Raw genomic sequence first — 26,465 nt, 5'->3', positions numbered from 1 at the left:
CCAGACGCCTGGCGTGACCGGCCTCCTCGACGCCGCCATTGAGACGCGCCCCAGGAGATCACCAGCGGGTCAACCTCGGAAAGACCGGGCCGGGATGACCCACTTAACACCACGTACCTAGGACCGGGGTTCCGGCCCCGGACCGTCGTCAAAGAGGTCGTCGATGTGCGTGGCTTCGAGAGCGCGCCGCAGCCAGACCTCCAGGAGGGCCAGGTCGGTGCAGGCCGTGATCTGCGTATGCCGGTCGGGGGGAATGTCGATGCCGCGGAAGCGCACGACGGTGAGGACGGAGGCCGCCTTTTCCATGGCGCGGCCTCGTGCGTCGCCCTCTTTCTGGCCCTCTTTCCAGCCTTTCTCCCAGCCTTCTTCTCGACCTGCTTCCTCACCCTTGCGGTACAAGCTCTGGGCCCAGGGGCTGTGCTCGGGGATGTAGATTGTCACGGTTTCCTCCAGAAGCCGGCGCGCCTGCGGCGGGGCCATGTCGATAGTGTAACCAAACAGAGACGCGGCGTCATCGTCTGGCAAATCCTCGAGGAGCTTGACGAATGCCTCGGCGACCTTCGGCAGGTGGCCGTGCGCCATCACCGACAGCGCCGCCGTCAGCAGGTCCGCGGCCATTTTCTGCGGGTCGGTCAGGACGGGGATTCGGTCGGGCCCGACGATCACCGGCTGCATGGTGATGGTCAGGCAGCCACTGCGGATCTCCACCTGCGAGGTGAAGCGCGCCGCGCAGGGATCGGGCGTGATGAAGATGACGTAGACCGGTTTGCGGGTCTCCAGCCGGAGCATTTCGGCTGCTTCGACGGTCTGCCGCAGCTTCTGCTCAGACATTTCGGTCTCGACCTCGACGATGGCGGAAAACCATCGGTCCTGGGGCGGGCCGCCGAACACGACGGTGTCGGCATGCATCTCCCTGGAGATGCGGTCCCGCAGGTCTCCCGGACCCGCCCATAACGGGCCGTCGGTCGGCAGTTCGATCCCACCGACCTCCCACAGCAGCCGTATCGGCAGGTCGAGATGGTCGCGGACAAGTCGAAGGAGGGCGTCGTGCCGGGAGGAGGGCATGCACGGAACGTTATCGCTCGATCACGCATCCGCATGTCTTTCGCCGAACTGTAGTGCGGTTACCGCGGCGGGCCCGTGTCCCGGAGGGCCAGGAAGAAGTCCACGCGGTCCGCCATGGTGGACAGGTTTCTGCCGGTCAGCTCCTCGATCCGGCGGATCCGGTAGCGCACGGTGTTCACGTGTACGTGCAGGTGCTCCGCGCAGGCGTTCCACGATCCGGCGCAGTCCAGGAAGACCCCCAGCGTCCGCACCAGCTCCGACTGGTGCCTGCGGTCGTAGTCCAGCAGCGGCGACAGCAACCGGGCCGCGAAGGAGCGGCGCACGTCCCCCGGCACCGTGGCCAGCAGCAGCGCGTGCGTGTAGATCTCGTCGCTGGTCACCACTCCCCCGCCGCGCGCCTCAGCCAGGCGCCTGGCGTGACCGGCCTCCTCGACGCCGCCTTTGATCGCGGCGGCACCGGTCAGGGCGCCGCTCAGCCCCACGCAGAGGCGGGTGTCGGGCAGGGCGGCCAGCACCTCGGCGCCGGCGCGCAGCCGGTCGGCCAGCTCGGCGGGGGTGCGCTCACGCAGCGGCACGACGGCGACCGCGCCGTCCGCGCCCGCCGCCGCGACGACCTCGCGGCCCAGCAACTCCTCCACGATCTGGCCGCCGAGCGTGGCGGGGTCGGGCCCATGGGTGGCGCCGGGTCTCGGCGCGGTGGCGTTCACGATCGTGTACGGCTCCGCCGCGCCGATCCCGCACGTCCGCAGCCTGGCGTTGAGCTCGGCCACGTCCGACTCGCCCAGCGCGGCCACGACGAGCTGCTCGGTCAGGCGGCGCTCGACCCTGCGGCCCTCCTCCATGCGGCTGCGTTCGAGGCCCACGCAGGCCGCCAGCTCGTAGCCCAGGTCGGCCTGGCCGATCAGGTCGCCGTCGCAGGCCAGTGCCCAGCCGGCGGCCCGGTGGCCGCGCCCGACCGCGAAGATCGTGTGGTTGCCGACGTGCGCGGGCAGCCGCGGCGCCGTGAGGTACGCCTTCGCCAGCCGTACCGGATCCTCGGCCGCGCCCACGATCACCTCGCCCGACGCGGACAGGACGGCGCCGGTGACGCCCAGCTCGGCGGCGGTCAGCTGGAACAGCTCGCGCAGGTCGGCGCCCTCGGCGATGGCCGCGACCAGCCTGCGGTGGCGGCCGAGCGCGTCGCGCACGTCGCCGGACAACCGGGGCACGACCAGCTCCGCCAGCGTGCGGAACGACACCTCCGTCGGCACCTCGACCAGCGGCAGTCCGGCGGCCTCGCACGCGGCCACCAGGTCGGCCGGGACGTGGCCGAGCCACGCCTGACCGGCGCCGAGCGCGGCGACCCCCGACTCGACCAGGGCCGACACGAACCTGACCGAGTCCTCCGGCGCGTGCCACCACATCAGCCCGGACAGCACCAGCTCGCCGCCGGCCAGGTAGCGCCCCGGCTCGGGCAGGTCCGTGATGTGCACGGTGTGGAACTCGCGTGCGGGGTCGCCGGCGAGCAGGGTCAGGCGCAGGTCCTCGATGGCCAGCAGGTCAGAGATGCGCACTTGGAGGAATATACAAGGCCGTGGGGCGAACCGCTGACCGGGATTTCACCCCGCGCGCATAGGAGGCGGCAAGGCCGCGGTGCTCTACTCGAAGGATGACGGAGACGGCGTACACCACCCTGCACGGCGCCGAACAAGGGGTCGGCGCGAGCGCGCGGCGGCCCGACGCGACGCTGAAGGTGACCGGCGAGTTCGCCTACGCCTCCGACCTGTGGCTGGACGGCATGGTGTGGGGCGCGACGCTGCGCAGCCCGCATCCGTCGGCGTGGATCCGCTCGATCGACGTGGGTCCCGCGCTGAAGATCCCGGGCGTGCTGACCGTGCTGACGCACGAGGACGTGCCGGGCGCGAAGTTCTACGGTCTGGAGCACAAGGACCAGCCGGTGCTGGCCATCGACCAGGTCCGCTACCAGGGCGAGCCGGTGGCGCTGGTGGCCGCGGACCATCCGGAGACGGCCCGCAGGGCGGCCGAGGTGATCGTGGTCGAGTACGAGGTCCGCGAGGCCGTCACCGACCCCCGCGAGTCCGAGGAGATCGTCCGCCACCAGCCGGTGCGCAGGGGCGACACGTTCGAGGCCGAGGTCGTCGTCACCGGCGAGTACGAGGTCGGCATGCAGGACCAGGCCTTCCTCGGCCCGGAGTCGGGCCTGGCGGTCCCGGCTGAGGACGGCGGCGTCGACCTCTACATCGCCACCCAGTGGCTGCACGTGGACCGCGACCAGCTCGCCCCCTGCCTCGGGCTGCCCGCGGACAAGGTGCGGCTGACTCTGTCGGGCGTCGGCGGCGCGTTCGGCGCCCGCGAGGACCTGTCGATGCAGGTGCACGCCTGCATGCTGGCGCTGCGGCTGAACCGGCCCGTCAAGATCGTGTACGGCCGTGAGGAGTCGTTCTTCGGCCACGTGCACCGCCACCCCGCCTGGATGCGCTACGAGCACGGCGCGACCCGCGACGGCAAGCTGGTCTACGTCAAGGCCGACATCCTGCTGGACGGCGGCGCGTACTGCTCCTCCTCCCTCGCCGTGGTCGGCAACGCCGCCTCGCTCGGCGTGGGCCCGTACGAGGTGGAGAACGTGCGGGTGGACGCCACCGGCGTCTACACCAACAACCCGCCGTGCGGCGCGATGCGCGGCTTCGGCGCGGTGCAGGCGTGCTTCGCGTACGAGTCGCAGATGGACAAGCTGGCCGAGGCGTGCGGCCTGTCACCGGTCGAGGTCCGGGTGCGCAACGCCGTCTCCCAGGGCTCACACCTCATCACCGGCCAGGTGATCGACTCTCCCGCCCCGCTCGCGGAGATGCTGCGCGAGCTGGAGGCGATGCCGCTGCCGCCCGCGGCGCCCGCGGATCTGCGGTCCATGCCGGGCGGCGTCTCGCAGACCACGCACGGCGAGTCCGTGCGCCGCGGCGTCGGCTACGGCGTCGGCATCAAGAACATCTGCTTCTCCGAGGGCTTCGACGACTACTCCACGGCCAGGGTGCGCGCCGAGCTGATCGGCGGCGAGCCGCACGTCACCGTGCACACGGCGGCGGCCGAGGTCGGCCAGGGCCTGGTGACGATCCAGGCCCAGATCGCGCGTACCGAGCTGGGCATCGCGAACGTGACCGTGGCCACGGCCGACACCTCGGTCGGCTCGGCCGGCTCCTCGTCGGCCTCGCGCCAGTCGTACGTGACCGGCGGCGCGGTGAAGGCCGCCTGCGAGGCCGTACGGGAACGCTTCAACGGACTGTCTCCGGAGGAGGCGCTGGAGAAGTTCGGGCCGATCGAGGAGACGCGCGAGTACCGGCACCGCCCGACCTACCCGATGGACCCGCGCACCGGCCAGGGCGACTCGCACACGCAGCTCGCCCTGTGCGTGCACCGGGCCGTCGTGGACGTGGACGTGGAGCTGGGCCTGGTCAAGGTGGTCGAGCTGGCGGCCGTCCAGGACGTGGGCCGGATCCTGAACCCGCAGGCCCTGGAGGGCCAGATCCAGGGCGGCTCGGCGCAGGGGCTCGGCCTCGCGCTCATGGAGGAGATCCAGATCCGCGACGGCCGGGTGCTGAACCCGTCGTTCACCGACTACCTCATCCCCACCATCCTCGACATGCCGCCGATGCGGATGAAGATCCTGGAAAACGCGGATCCGGCGGCGCCGTACGGGCTGCGCGGCGCGGGCGAGCCGCCGACCCTCTCCTCCACCCCCGCCATCGCCGCCGCGGTACGCGCGGCGACCGGGCTGCGGTTGACTCGCGTTCCGATTAGGCCGGAAGATATCGCGTTGTTCAACGGAGGTTCGACAATGGGGGTATCCGATGGCAGACGCGCGTGAAGCGGCCGAGGCCGAGTTCAGGCGGTTCGACACCGACGGCGACGGCCTGCTGACCGCCGCCGAGATCCGCCAGGCGAACGAGGCGCTGGGCGGGCTGGGCGCCTCCGAGAGCGAGATCGAGGCGTTCATCAAGTCCGCCGACAGCGACGGCGACGGGACGATCGGGCTCGAGGAGTTCGTCGGCCTGGTGGGCCACGGGCGCCACGAGAGGGCGTGATCTCACCCCCCGCCGGGTAGCTAGCCAGCAGTCCCCCTGATCTTCATGAAGGGGGACGGCGGGTGCTCGACCGATTCTTCGAGCTCACCGGGCGGGGGACCACCGTCGGCCGCGAGGTGCGTGGCGGGCTGACCACGTTCGTGGCCATGGCCTACATCATCCTGCTCAACCCGATCATCCTGGCCGGCGCGAGGGACGTCACGGGCGCCCGGCTCTCCATCGCCCAGCTGACCACCTCCACCGCGCTGGCCGCGGCCATCTCGACCCTGCTGATGGCCTTCATCGGCAACGCCCCGTTCGGCCTGGCCGCCGGGCTCGGGCTCAACGCGGTCGTCGCCTACCAGGCCGCGCCCTACATGACCTGGGCCCAGGCCATGGGCCTGGTGGTGCTCGAGGGCTTCGTCATCATCGTGCTGGCCGTGACCGGGCTGCGCACGCTCATCATGAACGCGATCCCGCTGGCGCTCAAACACGCCATCAGCGTGGGGATCGGGCTGTTCATCGCGCTGATCGGCCTGGTGGACGCCGGGTTCGTGGCGCGGGGCACGGGCACGCCCGTGCAACTCGGCGCCACGGGCCACCTCACGGGCTGGCCGGTCGTGGTGTTCTCCTTCGGCCTGCTCCTGATGATCGTCCTGTACGTGCGCAGGACCCCGGCCGCCATCCTGATCAGCATCGTCGTGACGGCCGCCCTGGCGATCCTGGTCAACTCGCTGGCCAGGGTCCCGCGCGGGTCGTGGGGCGTGGTGACGCCCCGCGTGCCTGAGCGCCTGATCTCGGCGCCGGACTTCGGGCTCGTCGGCGCGTTCGACCTGTTCGGCGGGTTCGGCAGGGCGGGGGCGCTGACGGCGACCGTGGTGCTGTTCACGCTGGTGCTGTCGGGGTTCTTCGACGCGATGGGCACGATCATCGGCGTGAGCGACGAGGCCGGGCTCGTGGACGAGCGGGGGCAGGTGCCCCGGCTGGGCCGGGTCCTGACCGTGGACGGCGTGGCGGGCATGGTGGGCGGCTCGATGAGCTCCTCGGCGAACACCGTCTTCGTCGAGTCGGCCGCCGGCGTCGGCGAGGGCGCGCGCACCGGCCTGGCCAGCGTGGTGACCGGGGCGCTGCTGGGGCTGACGCTGCTGTTCACGCCGCTGGCCGCGGTGGTGCCCGCCGCCGCTGCCGCGCCCGCGCTGGTGCTGGTCGGGGCGCTGATGATGATGCAGAGCAAGAACGTGCCCTGGGGCGACCTGGACCTGGCCGTGCCGGCGTTCCTGACGATCGCGCTGATGCCGTTCACGTACTCGATCACGAACGGGGTGGGCGCGGGCGTGATCGCCTACACCCTCGTCAAGGCGGCCAGGGGGCGCTTCTCCGAGATCCCGTGGCTGCTCTGGATCGTCTCGCTGATCTTCCTGGCCTACTTCGCGATCGACTGGCTGGAGCAGCTTTTCGGCGGCGGTTAGCGAAGAGCAGCTGTTCGGCGGCCGTCAGCGGAGGTCGCCGCTGTTGCAGGCCACGCCGTTGCGGTCGACGTCGGCGTACCAGGAGTACTCCTCGTGCGTGCCCTTGGTGTAGGGGCCGTCTCCGGCGGCCACGGCCTCCTTGCAGCTCGCGTACCGCTTGTCGGGGGTGCGCCTGGCGCCCGACGCCGGGTTGGTGGCGGTGGGGTTGCTGCCGACGGGGTTCGTGGCGCCCGGGTTGGTGGTGCCCGGGTTCGTGGTGCCGGGGTTCGTGGTGCCGGGGTTCGTGGTGCCGGGGTTGGTGCTCTGCGGGTTGCCGGTCTGCGGCGGGGTGGTGCCGGACGGCTGGGAGGGCGCTCCCGTGGAGGCGGGTCCGGTCGGCGCCGGGCTCGTCGGGGCGGCGTCCTGGCCCGGCTGGGTGCCCTGCAGACGGGCCACCAGGGCGTCGGCCTCCTCCTTCTCGAACCCCGCGATGCTCATGCTGTCGCCGTCCATGTACTGGGTGACGATGGGCGCGGCCAGCACGACCTTGGGCGCGTCCGGCTGCGTGGGCGCCAGCACGATGGCGACCTGCCGCTGATCGGGCACCAGCTCGTCGATGAGTTGCACAAGCCGCTCTTTGTACTTCGGGGCGACCGCGATGCGCACGGAGTATTGACCGTCCTTCTCGCGCACCGGCTCGATCCGCTGCACGAGGTCGACCGTGACGCCGTCCTCCAGGAGGTAGCAGGTGGTCTGCTGCTCGTCGAGCACGGCCTTCTCGTTGGGGCACGGCGCGGCCTTGGCCTGCCGGACGGGGGCGAAGTGGATGGGCACGGCCAGCTGCTGCGCCGGCGCGTTGCCTAAGAGGGGCGTGTCGGGATTTCTGGTCATCAGAACGGCGATCGTGCCGAGCACGCCCGCGACCAGCACGACGAGGACGAGCGAGACGATCAACACGATGGTGGTGAGTCTGCTGGCCCTCGGCTCCCCCGGCTCCGCGGTCGGCGGCTCTTCCGGCTTGTCCATCGATGACGATCCCATCCTGACGTTCGGACTGCCGGTGAGCCTATCGAGGTCCGGCGGCACCGGGGTAATCAGCCGAATAATCCTCACCTATCCGTGAGATGGAGGAAGAATGGAGGTGTACTAACACCTCGCCGAGAAGAGTTCGCTCATGAAGGTCGGTGTTCCGCAAGAGCTCAAGAACAACGAATATCGGGTGGCGCTCACCCCGGCCGGAGCGCACGAGTTCGTGCGCCACGGCCACCAGGTTTTCGTGGAGCAGGGCGCGGGTCTCGGCTCCTCGATCCCCGACGCCGACTTCGCCGCGGTGGGGGCCGTCATGGTCCCGGACGCCGACGAGGTCTGGGGGGCCGGCGACCTGGTCATGAAGGTGAAGGAGCCGGTGCCGGAGGAGTACCACCGGCTGCGCAAGGGGCAGGTGCTGTTCACGTACCTGCATCTGGCCGCCTCCCGGACGTGCACACAGGCGCTGCTCGACTCGGGCTGCACCTCGATCGCCTACGAGACCGTCCAGACGCCGAACCGCGCGCTGCCGCTGCTCGCGCCCATGTCCGAGGTGGCGGGGCGGCTGGCGCCGCAGGTGGGCGCGTACCACCTGATGCGCTCGCAGGGCGGCAGGGGCGTGCTCATGGGCGGCGTGTCCGGCGTGCGCGCGGCCAACGTCGTGGTCATCGGGGCCGGCGTGTCCGGCATGAACGCCGCCGCCATCGCCCTCGGCATGCAGGCTGAAGTGCTGCTGCTCGACAACAACATCGACAAGCTGCGCCAGGCCGACATGATCTACCAGGGCCACTGCCAGACCGTCGCCTCCAACACGCTGGAGATCGAGCGCGCGGTGCTGGAGGCCGACCTGGTCATCGGCGCGGTCCTGGTGCCCGGCGCCAAGGCGCCCGAGCTGGTGAGCAACGAGCTGGTGAGCCGGATGAAGCCGGGCTCGGTGCTGGTGGACATCTCGATCGACCAGGGCGGCTGCTTCGAGGACTCCCGCCCGACCACGCACGCCGAGCCGACGTACCAGGTGCACGACTCGATCTTCTACTGCGTGGCCAACATGCCCGGCGCCGTGCCGCACACCTCGACGTTCGCCCTGACGAACGTGACGCTCCCGTACGCGCTGGCCATCGCCGACCTCGGCTGGCAGCGGGCCCTGCGCGAGGACCGGGCGCTCGCGCTCGGCCTGAGCACCCACGAGGGCCGCCTGACCAGCCGCCCGGTGGCCGAGGCGCACGGGCTGGAGTGGACGCCGCCGGAGCGCGTCCTCTCCCCCTGAGGGGGACGGGGGTGTGAGCTCGCCGCTCACCACCCCCTCCCCTGAGAACCCCAGCCGAAGTACGGAGGGGGTTACTACTTCTGCGACTGGGTGGGCGACGGCGAGATGGTCTCCACCGGCGCCTGCTGGTTGCCCTTCGGCTCCGGCGGCAGCGGCGCCTGGTCGGCCGTCGTGGTGACGGCGTCGTCGCCGCCGCACGTGGCGCCGAGCTCCGGCGTGTCAGGCCCGTTCTGGAACTTCTTGATGAACGCGGGCAGCTTGGGGTCGGCCGCATCGTTCAGCTTGAGCTGGTGCCCCCATGATGACACGACCACCGGCGACGGCAGGCCGGGGTACGGGCTGACCAGCATGTAGTCCTGCTGCCCCGTGGACGTGGCCACTTCCTTCAGCTTGTCGACCTGCGCCTTGGGCAGGTCGGGCCGGTAGGTGATCCAGACCGCGCCGTGCTCGAGCGAGTGCACCGCGTGCTCGCTGTGGATGGGCTTGTCGTAGATCGAGCACATCTGCCAGAAGTTGTTGTGCTCGCCACCGGCCGGCGGCGTCTCCTTGTACTTGACCGCGGTCCACACGTGCTGGCCGCCCTCGTACTTGTAGTTGGCCACGGCGTCCAGCGAGGTCTCGCGGGCCTGCTTGATCAGGTAGAAGCCCACCACGCCGACGAGCAACACGATGATCAGGCCGCCGGCTCCCCACATGAGCAGCGCGGCGCGGCGTTGTTTGCGCTTCTGCTCGGCCCGCATCTTGGCCAGATGCTCGCGCCTCGCCTGCGCCTTCTCCTTTGTCATCGTTCCTCCATCGGCGTCCCAACTCCGGTCACCCTATTGCCTTCCGGGGTATGCCGAGAATAAGAGCCTTATAAGCGTCTGATCACGGCGCCTTCCGCCTGTGGGTACGCTGGACAGGTCATGGAAAAGCCCGCAAGTAACCCCATCCTGATCGTGTGCGGCGTGCTCGTGCTCGCCGTGGCCGCGTTCCTGTTGTTCGGCCGCGACGGCACGCCCGGCGACACCTCGCCCGAGGCGGGGTTCGCCCGCGACATGGCCACGCATCACGCGCAGGCCGTCGACATGGCCTTCACGATCAGGGACAAGGGCCCGGCCAAGGAGATCAGAAACCTGGCCTTCGACATCATCTACACCCAGGCTAACCAGCGCGGCATGTTCCTGGGTTGGTTGCAGCAGTGGGAGCTGAGCCAGGCGAGCGACCAGAAGCCGATGGCCTGGATGAGCGGCCACGGCCACGGCGGCGACGCGACGGCCACCAACGGGGCGACGCCCGGCGTCATGCCCGGGATGGCCACGCCCCAGGAGCTGACCCAGCTCAAGCAGGCGCAGGGCAAGCAGGCCGAGGTGCTGTTCCTGCAGCTGATGATCCGTCATCACGAGGGCGGCGTGCAGATGGCCGAGGGGCTGCTCAAGCTGTCCACCCGTCCCGAGGTGGTCAGCATGGCGCAGAAGATCGTCACGGGGCAGAGCGGGGAGATCAAGCTCATGACGGAGCTGCTGAAGCAGCGCGGCGCGCAGCCGTACCCGTCGATACTCAAACCCCAATAGAGGGACGATGGACGCCGACGCGATCGTGGTGGGGTCCGGGCCCAACGGGCTCGTCGCCGCCGTCACGCTCGCGCGCGCCGGGCGCAGGGTGCTGCTGCTGGAGGCCGCCGACGGCTTCGGCGGCGGGCTGCGCTCCCGTGAGCTGACGTTGCCCGGGCGGGTGCACGACGTGGGCGCGACCGTGATGGCGATGGCGCTGGCGTCTCCGGCCATCCGTGGGCTGGAGCTCAAGGGCGTGGAGTTCGTTCATCCCCCGGTGGCCGCGGCGCATCCGCTCGACGACCGTCCCGCCGTGCTCGTGCACCGTGACGCCCGGCGCACGGCCGAGGGTCTCGGACGGGACGCGTGGGCCTGGCTGGCGACCGCCGGGGCGGCGGCGCGGGCGGGGTTCCCGCTGGTGGAGCTGCTCCTCAAGCCGCTGGGCCCGTGGGAAGCCGGTCTGCGGACGTTCGTGGCGGGGGCCAGGTTCGGGCTGGCGGCGGCGTTGCCCGCCACGACGTTCGCCCGGCGGGCGTTCAGGACCGTGGAGGCGCGGGCGCTGATCGCGGGCATGGCCGCGCATTCGGTGCGCGACCTGCGCGCGCCGATCACCGCCGGGTACGGGCTGATGCTGGCGTCCCTGGCCCACCTGGTGGGCTGGCCGCTGGCGCGGGGCGGGTCGCAGGTGCTGGCCGACGCGCTGGTGGCCGAGCTCAGGTCGCTGGGCGGGGAGGCGGTCACCGGTCACCGCGTGCGCCATCTGGCCGAGCTGTCCGCGCCGATCGTGGTGCTGGACGTGTCGCCCCGGCAACTGCTCACCATGGCGGACCTTCCTGCGGGCTACCGCAGGCGGCTCTCGCGCTTCCGGTACAGTCCCGGCGTCTTCAAGATGGACTGGGCGCTGGACGGGCCGGTGCCGTGGCGGGACCCCGCGGTGGCGGGCGCGGGCACGGTGCACCTCGGCGGGACGCTGGAGGAGATCGCGCTGAGCGAGGCGGAGATGGCCGCGGGCCGGCACTCGCCCCGGCCGTACGTGCTGGCGGTCCAGCCGTACGCGGCGGATCCGACGCGGGGCGGCCACACGCTGTGGGCCTACTGCCACGTGCCCAACGGCTCGACCGTGGACATGACGGACGCCATCGAGACCCAGATCGAGCGGTTCGCGCCGGGCTTCCGCGACCGGGTGCTGGCCCGGCACGTGATGTCCCCCGCAGACCTGGAGGCCGCCAACCCCAACCTGGTCGGCGGCGACATCACCGGGGGCCTCACCAGCCTGGTCCAGTTCCTGCGCCGCCCCGTCTGGTCGCCCGCCCCTTGGCGCACCCCGGTGCCGGGGGTGTTCCTGTGCTCGGCCTCCACTCCCCCCGGCCCTTCCGTGCACGGGATGGGTGGCTGGCAGGCGGCCCGCCTCGCCCTCCGCACGTCGTCCCCCAAGCGGTGACCGTGCGGAGGGCGGGCCGGGGTCAGGCGTGGGTAGTGCCCATTTCCTCGGCGAGGGCGGCGGCGAACGCGTCCACGTCCGCCTCCGTCGTGTCGAACGCGCACATCCACCGCACCTCCCCCGTGGCCTCGTTCCACGTGTAGAAGCGGAACCGCTTCGCGAGCCGCTCGGTCACGTCCCTGGGCAGCACCGCGAAGACGGCGTTCGCCTCCGCCGGCCGCGACAGCGAGACTCCCGGGACGGCGCTGACCGCCTCGGCCAGCCGCCGCCCCATGGCGTTGGCCTGGCGGGCGTTGCGCAGCCAGAGATCACCCGACAGCAGCGCCTCGAACTGCGCCGACACGAACCGCATCTTCGACGACAGCTGCATGAACGTCTTGCGGATGTAGTCGACGCCCCTGGCCGCGGCGGGGTTGAGGACGACGACCGCCTCGCCGTACAGCATCCCGATCTTGGTGCCGCCGAACGAGAGCACGTCCACCCCCACATCCGTGCTGAGGGCACGCAGCGGCACGTCCAGGGCGGCGGCGGCGTTGGTGAGGCGGGAGCCGTCGAGGTGAACGAGGAGCCCCAGGTCGTGGGCGTGGGAGCAGATCGCCGCGAGCTCGTCGGCCGTGTAGAGGGTGCCCCACTCGGTGGTGTTGGAGACGGACACCACGCGCGGCTGCGCCCGGTGCACGTCGCCGAACCCCCACGCCTGCCGGTCGATCAGCTCCGGTGTGAGCTTGCCGTCGGGCGTGGGGACGGTGAGCAGCTTGATGCCGCCCGCCACCTCGGGCGCCCCGCCCTCGTCGGTGTTGATGTGGGCGCTCTCCGCGCAGATGACCGCCTCCCAGTGGGCGGTCATCGAACGCAGCGAGACGACGTTCGCGGCGGTGCCGTTGAAGACCGGCCACGCCTCCGCCTGCTCGCCGAAGTGCTTCTTGAAGACGTCCCGCATCGCCTCGGTGTAGACGTCCTCGCCGTAGGCGATCTGATGGCCGCCGTTGGCCGCGGCTATGGCCTGGAGGATCTCGGGGTGCACCCCGGCGTAGTTGTCGCTGGCGAACGCCTTGAGCCGGGGGTCGTGCCGGTGAGTCACGTAGTGAGGTCCAATCGGGTGCCGTTGATCTCGGTGGCGGGTCGGTCGTAGAGTGCGCCGATGGCCGCCGCCAGGTCGTGTACGTCGGTGAAGCCGGAGAACTTCGCCTCGGGCTTGGCGGCCCGCATGGCGTCGTTCACCAGGGCCTTCACGACCAGGACGACCGCCGCGCTGCCGGTGCCGGACAGGGCGTCGGCCAGCGAGAGCGTCCATGCCTCCGCCGCCGCCTTGGCCGCGCCGTAGGCGGCGCCGCCGGCGGAGGGCCGCTCGGCCGCCTTGGCCGAGACGATCACGAAGCGGCCGTTGTCGCTGCGCCGCAGCAGCGGCTCGAAGGCCAGCGACACGTGCTGGAGCGTGCGGATCAGCAGGTCGTGCAGGAGGTCCCAGTCGTCGAGGCTGGTCTCGGCGAACGAGCCGGACCCGCGCCACCCGCCGACCAGGTGCACCACGCCGTCCACGCGGCCGTGCTCGCGCCCGATCCGGTCGGCCAGGTCCTGTACGGCGGCGCGGTCGAGCAGGTCGACGTCCGCCTTGTCGACACCGATCACAGTGTCACCGTTTTTCCGGAAATATCCGCAAACGGCCTCGCCCGTCGGCCCACCAGCACCGGTCACCAGAATGATCATGCGCGCAGTCCCTTAGTCGATTCGACCACTTCCGTCAGCTTACGGCGCAGCGCTTCGTAGAACATGCTGAGCGGGAACTCGTCCGGCAGCACCGCATCCACCTTGGCCTTCTGCTCCTCCGGCAGCGCCTCGACCCCCTTGGCCCAGGTCGAGCCGGGGTGCGGCGCCACGTACGCGCTCACCAGCTCGTACGCCGCCAGCCAGTGCGCCAGCTTGGGCCGGTCGATGCTGTCGCGATAGAGCTTCTCGACCTCGCCGCGCAGATCGGCGACGCCGTCCGCGACCCGCTCCCAGTCGATCGTGAGCCGGTTGTCCGTCCACCGCACGATGTCGTTGCGGTGCAGGTAGGCGAAGAGCAGCTGCCCGCCGAGCCCGTCGTAGTTCCGCACCCGCTCCCCGGTGATCGGGAACCTGAACAGCCGGTCGAACAGGATCGCCACCTGCACGTACCGCGCGTGCGGCACGCCGCGCCGCTCCAGCTTCACCGCCTCCCCGAACGCGGTCAGGTCGCAGCGCAGCTCCTCAAGCGAGTACAGCCAGTACGGCATCCGCTGCTTGATCATGAACGGGTCGAACGGCAGGTCGCCGTGGCTGTGGGTGCGGTCGTGGACCAGGTCCCAGAGCACGAACGTGTCCTGCGCGAGCCGCTGCGAGGCCAGCAGCCTGGCGGCGTCCGGCGGCAGGTCCAGCTTGAGCGTGTCGGCGGCCGCCTGCGACACCCGCCGGAACCTGGCGGCCTCGCGGTCGGCGAAGATCCCGCCCCAGGTGAAGCGGGCCGGCGCCTGCCGCACCGCGACCGTCTCCGGGAACAGCACGGCGGAGTGGGTGTCGTAGCCCGAGGTGAAGTCCTCGAACGCGATCGGCACGAACATCGGGTTGTCGTAGCCGCCCGCCTCGAGCTCGGCCAGCCAGTCCGGCCAGATCGTACGGATCCACACGGCTTCGAGGTTGCGGTTGGGGTTGCCGTTCTGGGTGTACATGGGGAACACCACGACGTGCTCCAGGCCGTCCTCGCGCTGGGTGTCGGGGTGGAAGAGGTCGAGCGAGCCGAGGAAGTCGGGCACGCCGAGGTCCTGCGCGGCCCACTTCGCCAGGTCGTCCTGAACGGCCTGGAGGTACGCGGCGTCATGCGGGAAATATGGCGAGATTTCGCCTACCCGCGCCCCGATCTCGGCCACCAGCGCCTTGGCCCGCTCCTTCTCCTCCGGCACGGAGCCGTCCTTGACCTGGAGCGGCCTGAGCTCCTCGACGGCCGCCTTGAGCCGGGCGAACAGGGCCGCCTTGGCCTCGTCGCGGCCCCCGGCGGCGCCGGCGGCGTCAGGGACGCGGGCGGCCCAGGTGACCACGTTGCCCCAGAGGCGGCGGTGGTCGTAGTCCTCGATGGAGTCGTCACCGAAGAGGTCGGAGTCGGCGAACGCGACCACGCGCCCCCGCCCGTGCCGGACCGCGACGGCCAGCGGCGCGCCCGCGGGGTCCGCGGTCGGCGAGGAGGCGAACAGCACCTCCGCCTCACCCGTGACGGTGAGGACGCCGGTGCGGTAGAAGCAGGCCGAGCGGACGCCGGCGAGCAGGCCAGAGGTGGTGGCGGGCTCGGCGAGCACCCAGGCGGCCACGTCCCGGTGCGCGTGCTTCGGGTCGCGCACGGTCGCGTGCTCCACGCCCACGCCGAAGCGGGCGAGCAGCTCGCGCAGGTTGTTGCCGTACTTGTCCTGCTCCTCCTCGGCCAGCACCACCAGCCCGCCGCCCTCGGAGACGAAGGACTCGATCGCGTCCAGCTCGGCGGCGGTGAAGACGGGGCTGCCCTGGCCGATGGTGCGTTCCCAGCGCTCTCCCGACGGGTGCGCGATCACCAGGACGTCCTGCTCCGCAAGGACCTCGGGCGTGAGCGCGCCGGACGTGCGGGCGGTGACCGTGTGCCCCAAGTGCCGCAGCAGCCCGGCCGCGCGCGCGTAACTGTTGTCGTCAGGGTGGGCGGGGTTGATGGCCTCCGCCACCTCTCGGCGGACGGTCCACGACTCGCTGTGGGCCTCGTCGAACAGCACCCGAGGGAACGCTTGCATGAAAATCTCCTGTATCTACCGCCTTATGCAGAAAAATATACACATAACCAGGGGTGCCCCCGTCAATCCCTCGCGGTTCCCGGCTGGACGACGCCGGTCTCGTACGCGAACACCACGGCCTGCGCCCGGTCGCGCAGGGAGAGCTTCATCAGCACCCGCGCCACGTGCGTCTTGACCGTGGCCTCCCCCACGTACAGCTCCCTGGCGATCTCCGCGTTGGTGCGGCCGCGGGCCAGCAGGCGCAGCACCTCCAGCTCGCGCGGCGTCAGCTCGGCCAGCCGGGGCGAGGGCGTCGGCTCCGCCCGGCCGGCGAACGTGGCGATCACCCGGCTCGTCACCGCCGGGTCGAGCAGGGCGTCACCGGAGTGCACCACCCTGATCGCCTCCAGGAGCTGCTCCGGCGGCGACACCTTCAGCAGGAACCCGCTGGTGCCGGCGCGCAGGGCGGCGTAGAGGTTCTCGTCGGTGTCGAACGTGGTCAGCGTGATGACCTTGGGCGGCGACGGGGTGTCGAGCAGCTCCCTGGCCGCGGCCAGCCCGTCGAGCCTCGGCATCGAGATGTCCATGAGGACGATGTCCGGCCGCGTGCGCCGGGCCACCTCGACCGCCTCGCGCCCGTCGGATGCCTCGCCGACCACTTCCATGCCGGGGTCGCTGTCGACGACCATGCGCAGCCCGGCTCTGACCATCGCCTGGTCGTCGGCGATGACTATGCGAATGCCCACACGCCGGAGCGTAGACGCCGGGTGCCCGCCCTGGACACCCGCACCAAGCCGCACACAAGTGAGTCACAAGTCATGAAACCTGGACACTCTGCCTGATGCGCGCCTGGGTGGGGTCGTCGCAGGTGGTCTTGGCGCAGAAGTACATCACGAGCATGGTCTTGGGCTGCCGGTCGATCACGTAGCTCACGAAGCCCAGCCTGGTGCCGCTCCGGGGGTCGTGCAGGGCGCCGTCGAAGCGGGTGGCAGGGCTGGTGCCCGCCTGGTCCTGCACGGGCTTGCCGACGTCGACCTGGCCGGGCAGCAGGGCCTCCATCTTGGCCTTCATCTGGTCGGATGTGCCGCCGGCGTCGAGGGTGTCGGAGACCTGGACGTACACGCCCGAGGCGCTGTCGGGGTCGTCCTCCGCGATCTGGGCGACCGCCGTCCAGTCGGCGCCCGGGCCGGCCACGAACAGGGACTCGAACTCCTGTGCGTGCGGCGAGGCCACCGCGAACAGGTCCTGGTGGGTGCGTACGGTCCAGTCGCCCGGATACTCGAACGTGAGCGGCGCGGCGGCGCTGGTCTTGTAGCGGGACCAGGTGTCGCCGCGGTGGCTCATGATGATCATGATGACCAGGGCGAGCGCCGCGACGGCGGCGACCAGCGTGGCGGCCACGATCGGGACCCGGCCGGGGCGCCTCTTGGCCGCCGACGGCTGCGTGGGCGGCGCGAGCTGGGCGGCGAACCCCGGCGCCACATGAGGCCCCGACGTCGGCGCCACATGAGGCCCGGACGTCGGCACCGCATGCGGCCCGGACGTCGGAGACACGTGGGATCCGGACGTCGGCGACACGTGCGGTCCGGACGTTGGCGCCGGAAGGGGGCCGGGCGAGGGGCCCGGGTGCGGGCCTGAGGGCGGCGGTCCGGAGCCCGGCACGGGATAGGGCCCCGAAGGCAGGCCCTGGCGCGGCACGAAGTGGGCGCCTCCGAGCGGGTCGGGGTGGAGCCCGCCGATCGCCTCACGCAGCGCGGTAACGAACTCCGCGCAGGTCGCATAGCGCTGCTCGGGCGACTTTGCCAGCGCCCGCATCATCACGGCGTCGACCTGCGCCGGCAGCTCGGGCCGCAGGTGCGACAGCGGCGTCGGCTGCTCGGCAAGGTGGGCCCAGAGCAGTGCGATGTCGTTCTCGCGCTGGAACGGCAGCCGCCCCGACAGCCCCTCGTAGATCACGCAGGCCAGCGCGTACTGGTCGCAGCGGCCGTCGATGTGCTCCTTGTTGATCTGCTCGGGCGACATGTAGCGGGGCGTGCCGATGAACTGGTCGGTCTGGGTCAGCCCGGAGATCGACGAGCGGTGCTTGGTGATGCCGAAGTCGGTGAGGTAGACGTGGTCGCCGGCCAGCAGGATGTTGGCCGGCTTGACGTCGCGGTGGATCAGGTCGTGCGCGTGCGCGGCGTCGAGCGCGGCGGCGACCTGGGTGAAGATCTGGTTCGCCTGGCCGATCGGCAGCGGGCCGCGGTCGTAGATGAGGCGGCGCAGGTCGAGGCCGTCGACGTAGCGCATGGCGATGTAGAGCACGCCGTCGGCGTCGGCGTTGGCCTCGTAGATGGGGATGATGTTGGGGTGCTCGATGCTGGCGACCGTCCTGGACTCCAGGATGAACCGCTGCCTGAACCGGTCGTCGACGCTGAGCACCGGGTTGAGGATCTTCAGCGCCACCCGGCGGCTCAACCTGGGGTCGAGCGCGAGGTAGACGACGGCCATGCCGCCTTTGCCGACGATGTCCTCGATGTAGTACCCGGCCACCTCCTGGCCGATGAGCGATCTTTCGTTCAATGGCATCACGTCTCGATGGGGTGGCCGCAGTAGCCGCAGAAGCGGTGCGCGGGCCCGAGTCGCATACCGCACGACGTGCAGTACATGATCGCCGGATCCGGCGCGGTCATCACCTGCTGTTGCTGCGGGACCACTTGGAACGACTGCGAGCGCCGTACGACGACGGTCTGGTCGGCGCGGTCGTCGAGCGGCGGGCCGACCGCCAGCGGCTCTGGCAGCTCTGCCGGTCTTTCAGGAGCGCGGCGGCGCCACAGCAGATACGCTCCGCCCCCGGCGGCCAGGAAAAGTATCCCGGCCGCCAGGATGAACGGCCACAGCGGCGTGGACCTGGCGGGCGTGGCCGCCGCCTGCTTCGTGCCCTTGTCCTCGGGCCCGCCCCGCTTGGCCAGCGAGGTCTTGAGCAGCTGGGCGGCCACCACGTTGCCCGGATAGAGCTCCAGGACGCGCTGGAAGCCGGGCGCGGCCTCCGTGTAGTACTTGGTGTGGTAGCGGGTCAGCGCCGCCTCGAACGCGGTGTCGATCGCGCCCCTGCGCGGCACCACCTTGGCCGCGGCGAGGATGCCGGTGATCTCCCTGACGCCGATCATCCTGCCTTCCTTGCCGCCGCCGACCAGCAGGCCGATGACGTGGCCGTCCTTGTCGCCGATCACCGGCGCGCCGACCAGCCCCTTGTCGGCGAGCGCGCCGAGCTTGGCCGGCTCGTCCGCCTTCTTCGCCGGGTCCTTCTCCGGGTCGGCGAACGGCCTGCCGTTCTCGCCCGCCGCGCCGCCCTTGGCCAGGTGGGCGATCTCGACCGTGGCCTGCACCTTCGGACCCGGCCTGCCGAGGAAGCCCGCCACGCTGGTGGGCGAGCCCTCCTGCTCGGGCACCTTGTCGGCGAGCGGCGCGGTGGGCATGCCGACGCCTCCTGCCGCAGGGGTCACCGGCACGAGCACGGCGGGGCTGTCGGGCGTCGGACCGGCCTTGATGCACTTGACCTTGAAGCCGTCCTGGCTGGGCGGCGAGACGTTGGGGTAGGCCGTGATCTCGGTGGTCACGTTGACGATGCAGGTCGCCGTGTCGGACTTCGGCGGGTAGCACTCCTGCAGGTGGCGATCGAGCAGGTCGTCGGAGAGCTTGTGCTTGTTGTAGTCGGCCGGGATCTTCACCTTGTGGTGCTCGGCGAAGATCTTGTTCGCCGCGTAGACGGCGACGTCGTCGGGGTTCACCGCCAGGCGCCTGAGCGCGACGATCGTGCCGTCGGGGTTGACGACGGTCCCCGTGCCCGCGCCGAACGGGATGTCGTAGGACCGCTCCACGTGTTTGAGCTCGCCGATGTGGTCCAACAGCGTGATCTCCACGTGGGACACGGCTTCCAGCCGCACCACGGCGGGGGTCACCAGGTCGGTGATCCCGCTGGGGTGCTCGTGAGCCGCGACCGGCATCGCGATCAGCACCAGTGCCGCCGCGACACCACCGGCAAGAGCTGTGAGGCGCGCCATCTCCGCTCCAAACGCAGGCCCTAGAACCAGGTTCCCAATCACGTGCTGTAAGTCAATAGATCGCTACGTAGACAAGCGCTTGTTTGGTGTCATAACGTACGTGAATGGGCTACACGATCGGCGTCGATGTCGGTGGCACCTTCACCGATGTGGTCCTTCGTGGCACGCACGGCGCGATAACCGTGGCCAAATGTTTGAGCACCCACTACGACCCCATCGCGGGCATCGTCACCGGCGTTACGCGCGCGCTCGCTGACCGCGACCCCGCCCAGGTCACGCGGGTGGTGCACGCCACGACGCTGGCCACCAACGCGGTGCTCGAGCGCAAGGGGGTCCGCGTCGCCTTTGTCACGACTCAGGGCTTTCGCGCCGCCATCCCGCTCGGCCGCTACGCCCGGGTCGAGGAGGACCGCTACGACCTGCGGTTCTCGCCCCCTCCCCCGCCGGTGGCGGCGGGCGACTGCTTCGAGGTGGTGGAGCGCGTCTCGGCGCGCGGCGCCGTGCTGACGCCCCTTGATCCGGAGTCGGTACGTCGCGTCGCCACGGAGATCGCGGCGCGCGGGATCACGTCGGCGGCCGTGTGCCTGCTGCACTCGTACGCCAACCCGTCCCATGAGCGGGAGGTCGCCGCGATCCTCCGCGAATCGATCCCGGACGTGGTGACCTCGTCGGAGATCTGGCCGGAGATCCGCGAGTACGAGCGTGCCACCACCACCATCATGTCCGCATATATAGGCCCATTGATGGCGTCTTACCTTTCGCGGCTCCGGGAGCGGTTGGCCGAGATCGGGATTCGCGCGCCCATCCACGTCATGGAGTCGAGCGGCGGCGTGATCTCCGCCGAGCTGGCGGCCCGGCGGGCGGTGGCCACGATCGAGTCGGGCCCGGCCGCGGGGGTGCTGGCGGCGGCGGGCACCGGGTTCGCGAATGTGATCTCGTTCGACATGGGCGGCACCACCGCCAAGACGTGCGTGGTGCGCGGAGGGCGTCCGGAGATCACGCACGAGTTCCACGTGGGCGGCAAGGGCAGCTTCGGCGGGCGGCGCGCGGGCACGGGCGTGCCGATCAAGACGCCGGCCATCGACCTGGCGGAGGTGGGGGCGGGCGGGGGCAGCGTGGCCTGGCTCGACCCGGCGGGCGCGCTGCGCGTCGGCCCGCACTCCGCGGGCTCGTCACCCGGGCCGGCCTGTTATGGCCTGGGCGGCTCTGAGCCGACCGTCACGGACGCGAACCTCGTCCTCGGCTACCTCTCCTCGGCCTCGCTCCCCCTGTCGCCTGCCCTGGCCCGCAAGGCCCTTGACCGGCTGGCGTCGCCGTCGGGCGTGTCCCGGGAGGAGGCCGCGTACGCCGTGCACGAGATCGTGAGCGCCTCGATGGCGTCGGCGGTGCACGTGGTGACGGTGCAGCGTGGCATCGACCCGCGCGGCTTCGCCCTGGTGGCCTTCGGCGGCGCGGGGCCCATGCACGCGGCGCGGGTGGCGGAGCGCTTCGGGATCGGGACGGTGGTGGTGCCCGCGTACAGCGGCGTGGCCTCGGCGGCGGGTCTCCTGTCGGGCGCCCTGTCCACGGACCGCGTCCTGTCCCGCCTGGACGCTCCCGACCCCGCGGCCGTCTTCGCGTCCCTCGCCGCGGACGCCGCCGGCGACCTGGGCGTCTCGCCTTCGGACCCCGGGGTGCTGGTGTCGCGGTCGGTGGACGTCCGCTTCAAGGGCCAGTCCCATGACCTGACCGTGGAGTGGACGCCCGAGCGCGAGGTGCTGGCCTCCCGCTTCTCCGAACGGTACGAGGCGGTGTACGGCATCGCGCAACGGGGCGAGATCGAGCTCGTCAGCTACCGCGTCCGCGTCACCGTCCCCACCGCCCCGGACGCCGCCGCCACCCAACCTCCGCCGGCCGGGGTGGCGCACGCCGGACCGGGCACCAGGCGGGCGTACTTCCCGGAGGCGGGCGGCTACACCGACGTCCCCGTGCACACCAGGGACACCATGGGCGCCGGTCCCCTCAACGGCCCGGCGATCGTCGAGGACGCCGAGTCCACGATCGTCGTCCCGCCCGGCTGGAGCGCCGCCCTGGCCGGGACCCGCGCCGTACACCTCACCAGGAGCGCGACATGCCGGACGCCCTGACCGCCGAGGTGCTCAGGAACGCGCTGGTCGTGGTGGCCGAGGAGGCCAGCATCGTGGTGGTGCGCTCCGCGTACTCGACGTTCATCGTCGAGGGCTCCGACGCCTCGGCCGCCGTCCTCGACGCCGGGGGCCGCCTGATCGCCCACTCCATGGCCACCACGCTCATGAACAGCATGGCGCTCAAGGTGGCGCTCCCCGAGCTGCTCAAGGACATCCCCCCGGACACGATGAGCCCCGGCGACGCGTACGTGCTCAACGACGCCTACCGGGGCGGCGTGCACACCAACGACCTGCTCGTCTACCGCCCGGTCTTCGTCCGGGGCGCCCCGGCGTACTTCACCGCCACCATGATCCACGTCTCCGACCTGGGCGGCCTCTCGGCGGGCGGGATGGCCCCGCTGGCCACGGACATCTTCCTGGAGGGCCTCCAGCTCCCCCCGGTACGCCTGGCCACCAGGGAGGGCCTCGACCCGGCCGTCGAGGCCGTGCTCAGGGCCAACAGCCGCACCCCCGACAAGGTCATGGGCGACGTACGGGCGCTGGTCGCCGGGACGGCGGTGGCCGCCGCCCGCCTGGAGAGCCTGGCCGGCGAGTACGGCGCGGACGGCCTGAGCGCGGGCATCGACGACTACCTGGACCACACCGAGGCCAGGACCCGGGCGGCGCTGGCCGAACTGCCGGAGGGCCGGTTCGAGGCGGCGTACCCGATCGACGACGACGGCATACATCCGGAGCGACCCCACCACATCCGCGTCGCCGTCACCCTCGGCGACGACCAGGCCGTGCTGGACTTCGCCGGCACGGACCCGCAGGTCCCGGCGGCGATCAACGCCTCGGCCTCGCAGTCCCTCGCCGCCGCCGTCTTCGCCGTCCGCTGCTTCCTGGACCCCACGATCCCCATGAACGACGGCTGCCTGCGCGCCATCGAGGTGCGCCTGCCCGAGGGCTCCCTGCTCAACGCCCGCTCCCCCTACCCGTGCGGCGGCCGGTACGTCCCGATCTACGCCGCCATGGAGGCCGTCTTCCAGGCCATGTCCGACGCCGTCCCCGACCAGGCCATCGCCGCCAGCGGCATCCTGCAGCCGTTCTCGATCGCCGCGGTGGGGGCGCCGTACTGGATCCACCTCTCCTACGACTTCGGCGGCGTCGGCGCCCGCCCCGGCCTGGACGGCCCGGACGCGACCGGCGTGCACTTCGGCATCGGCCGCAACTCTGTGCCGCAGGCGGAGCCGGTGGAGAGCCGCTGCCCGCTGATCGTCGAGTCCGTCGAGACCATCCCGGACTCGGGCGGCCCCGGCCGCTTCCGCGGCGGCCTGGGCTCGCGCACGGTCTACCGCTTCCTGGCCGACTGTCACGTCACGACCCGCGGCGACCGCCTCCGCCTCGCACCCCCTGGCCGCGACGGGGGGTCACCGGGCCGCGTCGGGGGCTTCTTCAAGCGCCACCTGGACGGGACGGTGGAACGCCTGGCGTCCAAGGTCAACAATGTGCGGTTCGCGGCCGGGGAGGCGTTCATCGTGGAGACGACGGGCGGCGGGGGCCTGGGCGCGCCCGGCGAACGATCCTCGGAGGCGGTATCGGCCGACCTCGAGGCGGGCCGCGTCACGCCCTGGGGAGCGGCCGAGGACTACGGGGTTCAGTCGTCGACCAGATCGGCGGGGTCGAAGCTTACGGAGTAGGGCGACGACAGGCTGACGATGGTCCCTGCTTTGTGGGCAGTGGGCTCTTTGTAGGAATCACCGTCGAGCTCATAGACGTAAAGTGTGGGTCCTTCGAAGGGTTCGATGCGCCAGTAAAGGGGAATGCCGGCTGCTGCATATGCCACCGCCTTGGTCCCCCTGTCATGCATCTTGGTGCTCGGGCTGACCACCTCCACAGCCAGCAGGACGTCGCTAGGTGCGAGCATCACCTTCGTTGACTTGACGTTGGCCCTCGACACAACGACGAGGTCGGGGATGTAGAGGTCCTCGTCGGACGGGCGCACGTTGACGGTCGAATACACCTTCACGTGCGAGGGGGCCGCCTGGTGCAGGATCGTCTGTAGAAAGAAGATCACATCCTGGTGCAGGAGGCTGGGGGCAGGGCTCACTACTAGGCTCCCGTTGAAGAGCTCGTAACGATTCCCGTCGTCCGGGAACTTGAGCAGGTCGTCGACGGTGTACGGCGCACTGGGAAAAGCTGCGCGCCCCGCAGTCGGTTCGATCGTCGCCATTGCGGTCACCCACTCAGTATCGAGAGTCTCGCCCTCGCCCACATGCTACTTGCCCGAATTCCGTCACTTGAAGTCACGAGGCCGCCACGCCTCGGCGCCTCTGCGCACGGCCGTGTGCACGGCCCGGGCCAGCCGCGCCCCCCACTCCGACCGCGGCCCCCCGAACAGCTCCACCGGCCCCTCCACCGGCACCGCCACGCACACCGCGTCCGACGCCGTCCCCGTGCACGGGAACCCGGCCTCGATCAGCGCCTGGGACTTCGCCTCCGTGACCGTCATCACCGCGTTGACCAGGGCGGCGTCCGTCATGGCCACCGGCAGCACGGCCACGATGTTGACGGTGCCCGCCCGGATGGGCGCCAGCTCCGGGTCCTGGGCGCCCTCGGGGGCGGCGGCCCAGGTGGGGACGCGGAGGCCGACGGTCGCGTACGCCTCCACGCCGCCGTCCGAAGCCTGGATGTACCGGTCGACGGAGGCCGCGGTCAGCATGCCGACGCCGTCACCGCCGGGGCCTAACGACACCAGGTGGTCCACCGGGTCCATCCGCGAATAGCCAGCCACCACCTGCGCGTTCAGCACCCATTCACGGACCCCGATGCCGCCGCCGAGCAGCGCGGAGGAGATCATCCGCCACCCCGGTCCGAACTCCCACAGCAGCGCCCCCAGCCGCGCCCCGTCCTCCACCCGATACGTGAGCTTCACGGCCCTCCCCTGACCAGGTGCACGACGGGCCGGCCGTCCGGCCCTGGCTCGATCTTGACATGGGCGTCGAAGTGCCGCCCCACCAACGATTCTGTGAGCACCTGGGCGGGTTTGCCGGAGGCCACCGCGCGCCCGCCGGCCAGCAGGAGGAGGGCGTCGGCGTAGAGGCCGGCGACGGTCAGGTCGTGCAGGGTGGTGACGACGGTGAGGCCGTCGGCCCGGCGCAGCCGGTCCACCAGTTCCAGCACCTGCTGCTGGTGGCCGAGGTCCAGCGCCGTCGTGGGCTCGTCAAGCAGCAGCACGGGCGCCTGCTGGGCGAGCGCCCTGGCCAGCACCACTCGCTGGCGCTCGCCGCCGGACAGCTCCCCGACGTGGCGCATGGCGAGCGCGGTCAGGTCGAGCCGGTCGAGCACCGACGCCGTCACCTCCCGGTCGTGCGCGCTCTCCCGGCCCAGATAGGGGATGTACGGCGTACGCCCGAGCAGTGCGTAGTCGAAGACCGTCATGTCGGGCGGCAGTGCGGGGGCCTGCGGGGCGTAGGCGAGCAGGCGGGCCCGTTCGCGGGGCTTGAGCCGGGCGGACGGCCGGGAGTCCAGCGAGACCTCGCCGCGGTGTGCGACCAGGCCCATGACGGCCTTGAGCAGGGTGGACTTGCCGGCCCCGTTGGGCCCGATGACGGCCAGCCACTCGCCGCCGCGCACCTCGAGGTCCACCTCGGAGACGACCTCGCGCTCGCCGAGCCGTACGGACAGTCCCTGGGTCCTGATCACGTGGCCGCCCGCCTGGTCATGCGCAGGACCCCGACGAAGAACGGCGCGCCCACGAACATGGTCACCACCCCGATCGGCAGCTCGGCGGGCGCGATCACCGTGCGCGCGATGAGGTCGGCCAGCACCAGGAACGCCCCGCCGCCGATCAGCGAGAGCGGCAGCACGATCCGGTACGAGCCGCCCGCCAGCCGCCGCACGATGTGCGGGATGACGATGCCCACGAACCCGATCAGCCCGCTCACCGCCACGGCCGCCGCAGTGGCCAGGGAGGCGGCCAGCAGCACGGTGAGCCGCACCCTGGCCGCCCGCACGCCGAGGCTCGCGGCCTCCTCGTCGCCCACGGACAGCACGTCCAGCATCCGCCCGTGCAGCAGGAGCAGCACGGCCGAGACGGCGGCGTACGGCAGGACCAGCCAGAACTGGTCCCACCCTCCGCCGACGTCGCCGAGGATCCACGCGTAGATGCGCTGCAGCTCCTCGACGTCGAGCTGCTGGATGAACGTCTGGATCGCGGTCAGGAACGACGTGACCGCCACCCCCGCCAGCACGAGCGTCGCGGTGCCGCCGGCGCGCCCGGCGGTGTTGCCGAGCGTGTACGCCAGGAACACGCCGCCCACGGCCCCGAGGAAGGCCGCGACCGGGATGCTCCCGGCCGACACCGGCAGCAGCACGACGGCCACGGTCGTCGCCAGCCCGGCTCCGGCCGCCGCGCCCAGCAGGTACGGGTCCGCGAGCGGATTGCGGAACACGCCCTGGTACCCCGCTCCCGCCATGGCGAGCAGCCCCCCGACCACGGCGGCCACCAGCACCCGGGGCAGCCGCAGCTCGAACAGCAGTCCCTGCTCGACCGGCGCGAGGCCGGAGTCCAAGTGCACGAACGGCAGCCAGTCGAGCGTCTGGAGCACCACCTGCCAGGGCGAGATGTCGGCGGCCCCGCCGATCAGACCGGCGATCATGCAGACGGCCAGCACGCCCAGGGCGCACGCCACCCAGAGGGGTCTGGCCCTGGACGGGCCGGCCTGCCGTGCCATG

22 protein-coding genes are annotated in these 26,465 nt (G+C 71.3%); 8 read left to right on the top strand and 14 right to left on the bottom strand.

What is annotated here, in order from left to right:
• Positions 1-117: 117 nt before the first annotated feature.
• Both ACIBVN_RS39055 and ACIBVN_RS39050 read right to left on the bottom strand, forming a co-directional pair.
• Complete coding sequence (locus ACIBVN_RS39055; protein WP_397145328.1) at positions 118-1,065, bottom strand: hypothetical protein; 948 nt, start codon at positions 1,063-1,065, stop codon at positions 118-120.
• A gap of 59 nt (positions 1,066-1,124) precedes the next feature.
• The gene (locus tag ACIBVN_RS39050; protein WP_397145327.1) at positions 1,125-2,618 is read right to left on the bottom strand and encodes a PucR family transcriptional regulator; all 1,494 of its coding nucleotides are present in this window, start codon (positions 2,616-2,618) and stop codon (positions 1,125-1,127) included.
• A 95-nt stretch (positions 2,619-2,713) separates the two neighbouring features.
• On the opposite strand from ACIBVN_RS39050, the gene ACIBVN_RS39045 reads away from it, so the two are divergent.
• The 3 genes from ACIBVN_RS39045 to ACIBVN_RS39035 all read left to right on the top strand — a co-directional run bounded on the left by ACIBVN_RS39045 (position 2,714) and on the right by ACIBVN_RS39035 (position 6,589).
• Complete coding sequence (locus ACIBVN_RS39045; RefSeq protein WP_397145326.1) at positions 2,714-4,924, top strand: xanthine dehydrogenase family protein molybdopterin-binding subunit; 2,211 nt, start codon at positions 2,714-2,716, stop codon at positions 4,922-4,924.
• Positions 4,908-5,141: an EF-hand domain-containing protein gene (locus tag ACIBVN_RS39040; RefSeq protein WP_397145325.1), complete on the top strand. Its 234-nt coding sequence runs from the start codon at positions 4,908-4,910 to the stop codon at positions 5,139-5,141. Before ACIBVN_RS39045 ends, ACIBVN_RS39040 begins: the two co-directional genes overlap by 17 nt.
• 62 nt (positions 5,142-5,203) lie before the next feature.
• On the top strand, positions 5,204-6,589 hold the full coding sequence (locus tag ACIBVN_RS39035) for an NCS2 family permease (RefSeq protein ID WP_397145324.1): 1,386 nt from the start codon (positions 5,204-5,206) through the stop codon (positions 6,587-6,589).
• A 24-nt stretch (positions 6,590-6,613) separates the two neighbouring features.
• Here ACIBVN_RS39035 and ACIBVN_RS39030 read toward each other — a convergent pair whose 3' ends face one another.
• Complete coding sequence (locus ACIBVN_RS39030) at positions 6,614-7,594, bottom strand: excalibur calcium-binding domain-containing protein (protein ID WP_397145323.1); 981 nt, start codon at positions 7,592-7,594, stop codon at positions 6,614-6,616.
• A 148-nt stretch (positions 7,595-7,742) separates the two neighbouring features.
• Between ACIBVN_RS39030 and ald the strand changes: the two genes are divergently transcribed.
• Complete coding sequence (gene ald / locus ACIBVN_RS39025) at positions 7,743-8,861, top strand: alanine dehydrogenase (RefSeq protein ID WP_397145322.1); 1,119 nt, start codon at positions 7,743-7,745, stop codon at positions 8,859-8,861.
• A gap of 74 nt (positions 8,862-8,935) precedes the next feature.
• On the opposite strand, the gene ACIBVN_RS39020 is transcribed toward ald, so the two are convergent.
• A complete protein-coding gene (locus ACIBVN_RS39020) occupies positions 8,936-9,646 on the bottom strand; it encodes a DUF3105 domain-containing protein (RefSeq protein WP_397145321.1) in 711 nt (236 codons plus the stop codon).
• Between the two features lie 120 nt (positions 9,647-9,766).
• Here ACIBVN_RS39020 and ACIBVN_RS39015 point away from each other — a divergent pair, with 120 nt between their 5' ends.
• Positions 9,767-10,414 (top strand): DUF305 domain-containing protein, encoded by a 648-nt coding sequence (locus ACIBVN_RS39015; RefSeq protein ID WP_397145320.1) that lies wholly within the window; start codon positions 9,767-9,769, stop codon positions 10,412-10,414.
• A gap of 7 nt (positions 10,415-10,421) precedes the next feature.
• On the top strand, positions 10,422-11,834 hold the full coding sequence (locus tag ACIBVN_RS39010) for a phytoene desaturase family protein (RefSeq protein ID WP_397145319.1): 1,413 nt from the start codon (positions 10,422-10,424) through the stop codon (positions 11,832-11,834).
• Between the two features lie 22 nt (positions 11,835-11,856).
• On the opposite strand, the gene ACIBVN_RS39005 is transcribed toward ACIBVN_RS39010, so the two are convergent.
• The 6 genes from ACIBVN_RS39005 to ACIBVN_RS38980 all read right to left on the bottom strand — a co-directional run bounded on the left by ACIBVN_RS39005 (position 11,857) and on the right by ACIBVN_RS38980 (position 19,623).
• On the bottom strand, positions 11,857-12,915 hold the full coding sequence (locus ACIBVN_RS39005) for a threonine aldolase family protein (protein WP_397145318.1): 1,059 nt from the start codon (positions 12,913-12,915) through the stop codon (positions 11,857-11,859).
• The gene (locus tag ACIBVN_RS39000) at positions 12,912-13,541 is read right to left on the bottom strand and encodes an SDR family NAD(P)-dependent oxidoreductase (protein ID WP_397145317.1); all 630 of its coding nucleotides are present in this window, start codon (positions 13,539-13,541) and stop codon (positions 12,912-12,914) included. Before ACIBVN_RS39000 ends, ACIBVN_RS39005 begins: the two co-directional genes overlap by 4 nt.
• On the bottom strand, positions 13,538-15,601 hold the full coding sequence (locus tag ACIBVN_RS38995) for a DUF6421 family protein (protein WP_397145316.1): 2,064 nt from the start codon (positions 15,599-15,601) through the stop codon (positions 13,538-13,540). The genes ACIBVN_RS39000 and ACIBVN_RS38995 overlap by 4 nt, the downstream gene beginning before the upstream one ends.
• Before the next feature lie 62 nt (positions 15,602-15,663).
• Complete coding sequence (locus ACIBVN_RS38990; RefSeq protein ID WP_397145315.1) at positions 15,664-16,326, bottom strand: response regulator; 663 nt, start codon at positions 16,324-16,326, stop codon at positions 15,664-15,666.
• A gap of 70 nt (positions 16,327-16,396) precedes the next feature.
• Positions 16,397-18,148, bottom strand: coding sequence for a serine/threonine protein kinase (locus ACIBVN_RS38985; protein WP_397145314.1), 1,752 nt, complete (start codon positions 18,146-18,148; stop codon positions 16,397-16,399).
• Positions 18,148-19,623, bottom strand: coding sequence for a hypothetical protein (locus ACIBVN_RS38980; RefSeq protein WP_397145313.1), 1,476 nt, complete (start codon positions 19,621-19,623; stop codon positions 18,148-18,150). The genes ACIBVN_RS38985 and ACIBVN_RS38980 overlap by 1 nt, the downstream gene beginning before the upstream one ends.
• Before the next feature lie 104 nt (positions 19,624-19,727).
• Here ACIBVN_RS38980 and ACIBVN_RS38975 point away from each other — a divergent pair, with 104 nt between their 5' ends.
• Positions 19,728-21,749 (top strand): hydantoinase/oxoprolinase family protein, encoded by a 2,022-nt coding sequence (locus ACIBVN_RS38975; RefSeq protein ID WP_397145312.1) that lies wholly within the window; start codon positions 19,728-19,730, stop codon positions 21,747-21,749.
• Positions 21,734-23,428 (top strand): hydantoinase B/oxoprolinase family protein, encoded by a 1,695-nt coding sequence (locus ACIBVN_RS38970; RefSeq protein ID WP_397145311.1) that lies wholly within the window; start codon positions 21,734-21,736, stop codon positions 23,426-23,428. Before ACIBVN_RS38975 ends, ACIBVN_RS38970 begins: the two co-directional genes overlap by 16 nt.
• Here ACIBVN_RS38970 and ACIBVN_RS38965 read toward each other — a convergent pair.
• The 4 genes from ACIBVN_RS38965 to ACIBVN_RS38950 form a co-directional block, all read right to left on the bottom strand.
• Positions 23,386-23,961 carry a Uma2 family endonuclease gene (locus ACIBVN_RS38965; RefSeq protein WP_397145310.1) on the bottom strand — a complete coding sequence of 192 codons (576 nt, stop codon included), beginning with the start codon at positions 23,959-23,961 and terminating at the stop codon, positions 23,386-23,388. The genes ACIBVN_RS38970 and ACIBVN_RS38965 overlap by 43 nt on opposite strands.
• A 63-nt stretch (positions 23,962-24,024) precedes the next feature.
• A complete protein-coding gene (locus ACIBVN_RS38960; RefSeq protein ID WP_397145309.1) occupies positions 24,025-24,663 on the bottom strand; it encodes an adenosylcobinamide amidohydrolase in 639 nt (212 codons plus the stop codon).
• Positions 24,660-25,433 (bottom strand): ABC transporter ATP-binding protein, encoded by a 774-nt coding sequence (locus tag ACIBVN_RS38955; protein ID WP_397145308.1) that lies wholly within the window; start codon positions 25,431-25,433, stop codon positions 24,660-24,662. Before ACIBVN_RS38955 ends, ACIBVN_RS38960 begins: the two co-directional genes overlap by 4 nt.
• Positions 25,430-26,464, bottom strand: coding sequence for a FecCD family ABC transporter permease (locus ACIBVN_RS38950; protein ID WP_397145307.1), 1,035 nt, complete (start codon positions 26,462-26,464; stop codon positions 25,430-25,432). Before ACIBVN_RS38950 ends, ACIBVN_RS38955 begins: the two co-directional genes overlap by 4 nt.
• Position 26,465: the final 1 nt, after the last annotated feature.

Origin of the sequence: Nonomuraea sp. NPDC049400 (genome assembly GCF_044466425.1) — a bacterium.
Classification (GTDB): Bacteria; Actinomycetota; Actinomycetes; order Streptosporangiales; family Streptosporangiaceae; genus Nonomuraea.
Note: the sequence above shows the minus strand (reverse complement) of the source record. Positions and strands in the feature narration are given on the sequence as shown.

What these genes read in the sequence shown, in the direction of transcription:
- ACIBVN_RS38950 (WP_397145307.1), bottom strand. Translation starts at nt 26,464, where the DNA reads ATGGCACGGCAGGCCGGCCCGTCCAGGGCCAGACCCCTCTGGGTGGCG.
- ACIBVN_RS39010 (WP_397145319.1), top strand. Translation starts at nt 10,422, where the DNA reads ATGGACGCCGACGCGATCGTGGTGGGGTCCGGGCCCAACGGGCTCGTC.
- ald (WP_397145322.1), top strand. Translation starts at nt 7,743, where the DNA reads ATGAAGGTCGGTGTTCCGCAAGAGCTCAAGAACAACGAATATCGGGTG.
- ACIBVN_RS38995 (WP_397145316.1), bottom strand. Translation starts at nt 15,601, where the DNA reads ATGCAAGCGTTCCCTCGGGTGCTGTTCGACGAGGCCCACAGCGAGTCG.
- ACIBVN_RS38965 (WP_397145310.1), bottom strand. Translation starts at nt 23,961, where the DNA reads ATGGCGACGATCGAACCGACTGCGGGGCGCGCAGCTTTTCCCAGTGCG.
- ACIBVN_RS38975 (WP_397145312.1), top strand. Translation starts at nt 19,728, where the DNA reads ATGGGCTACACGATCGGCGTCGATGTCGGTGGCACCTTCACCGATGTG.
- ACIBVN_RS39045 (WP_397145326.1), top strand. Translation starts at nt 2,714, where the DNA reads ATGACGGAGACGGCGTACACCACCCTGCACGGCGCCGAACAAGGGGTC.
- ACIBVN_RS38985 (WP_397145314.1), bottom strand. Translation starts at nt 18,148, where the DNA reads ATGCCATTGAACGAAAGATCGCTCATCGGCCAGGAGGTGGCCGGGTAC.
- ACIBVN_RS39040 (WP_397145325.1), top strand. Translation starts at nt 4,908, where the DNA reads ATGGCAGACGCGCGTGAAGCGGCCGAGGCCGAGTTCAGGCGGTTCGAC.
- ACIBVN_RS39020 (WP_397145321.1), bottom strand. Translation starts at nt 9,646, where the DNA reads ATGACAAAGGAGAAGGCGCAGGCGAGGCGCGAGCATCTGGCCAAGATG.
- ACIBVN_RS39030 (WP_397145323.1), bottom strand. Translation starts at nt 7,594, where the DNA reads ATGGACAAGCCGGAAGAGCCGCCGACCGCGGAGCCGGGGGAGCCGAGG.
- ACIBVN_RS39055 (WP_397145328.1), bottom strand. Translation starts at nt 1,065, where the DNA reads ATGCCCTCCTCCCGGCACGACGCCCTCCTTCGACTTGTCCGCGACCAT.
- ACIBVN_RS38980 (WP_397145313.1), bottom strand. Translation starts at nt 19,623, where the DNA reads ATGGCGCGCCTCACAGCTCTTGCCGGTGGTGTCGCGGCGGCACTGGTG.
- ACIBVN_RS38970 (WP_397145311.1), top strand. Translation starts at nt 21,734, where the DNA reads ATGCCGGACGCCCTGACCGCCGAGGTGCTCAGGAACGCGCTGGTCGTG.
- ACIBVN_RS39015 (WP_397145320.1), top strand. Translation starts at nt 9,767, where the DNA reads ATGGAAAAGCCCGCAAGTAACCCCATCCTGATCGTGTGCGGCGTGCTC.
- ACIBVN_RS39000 (WP_397145317.1), bottom strand. Translation starts at nt 13,541, where the DNA reads ATGATCATTCTGGTGACCGGTGCTGGTGGGCCGACGGGCGAGGCCGTT.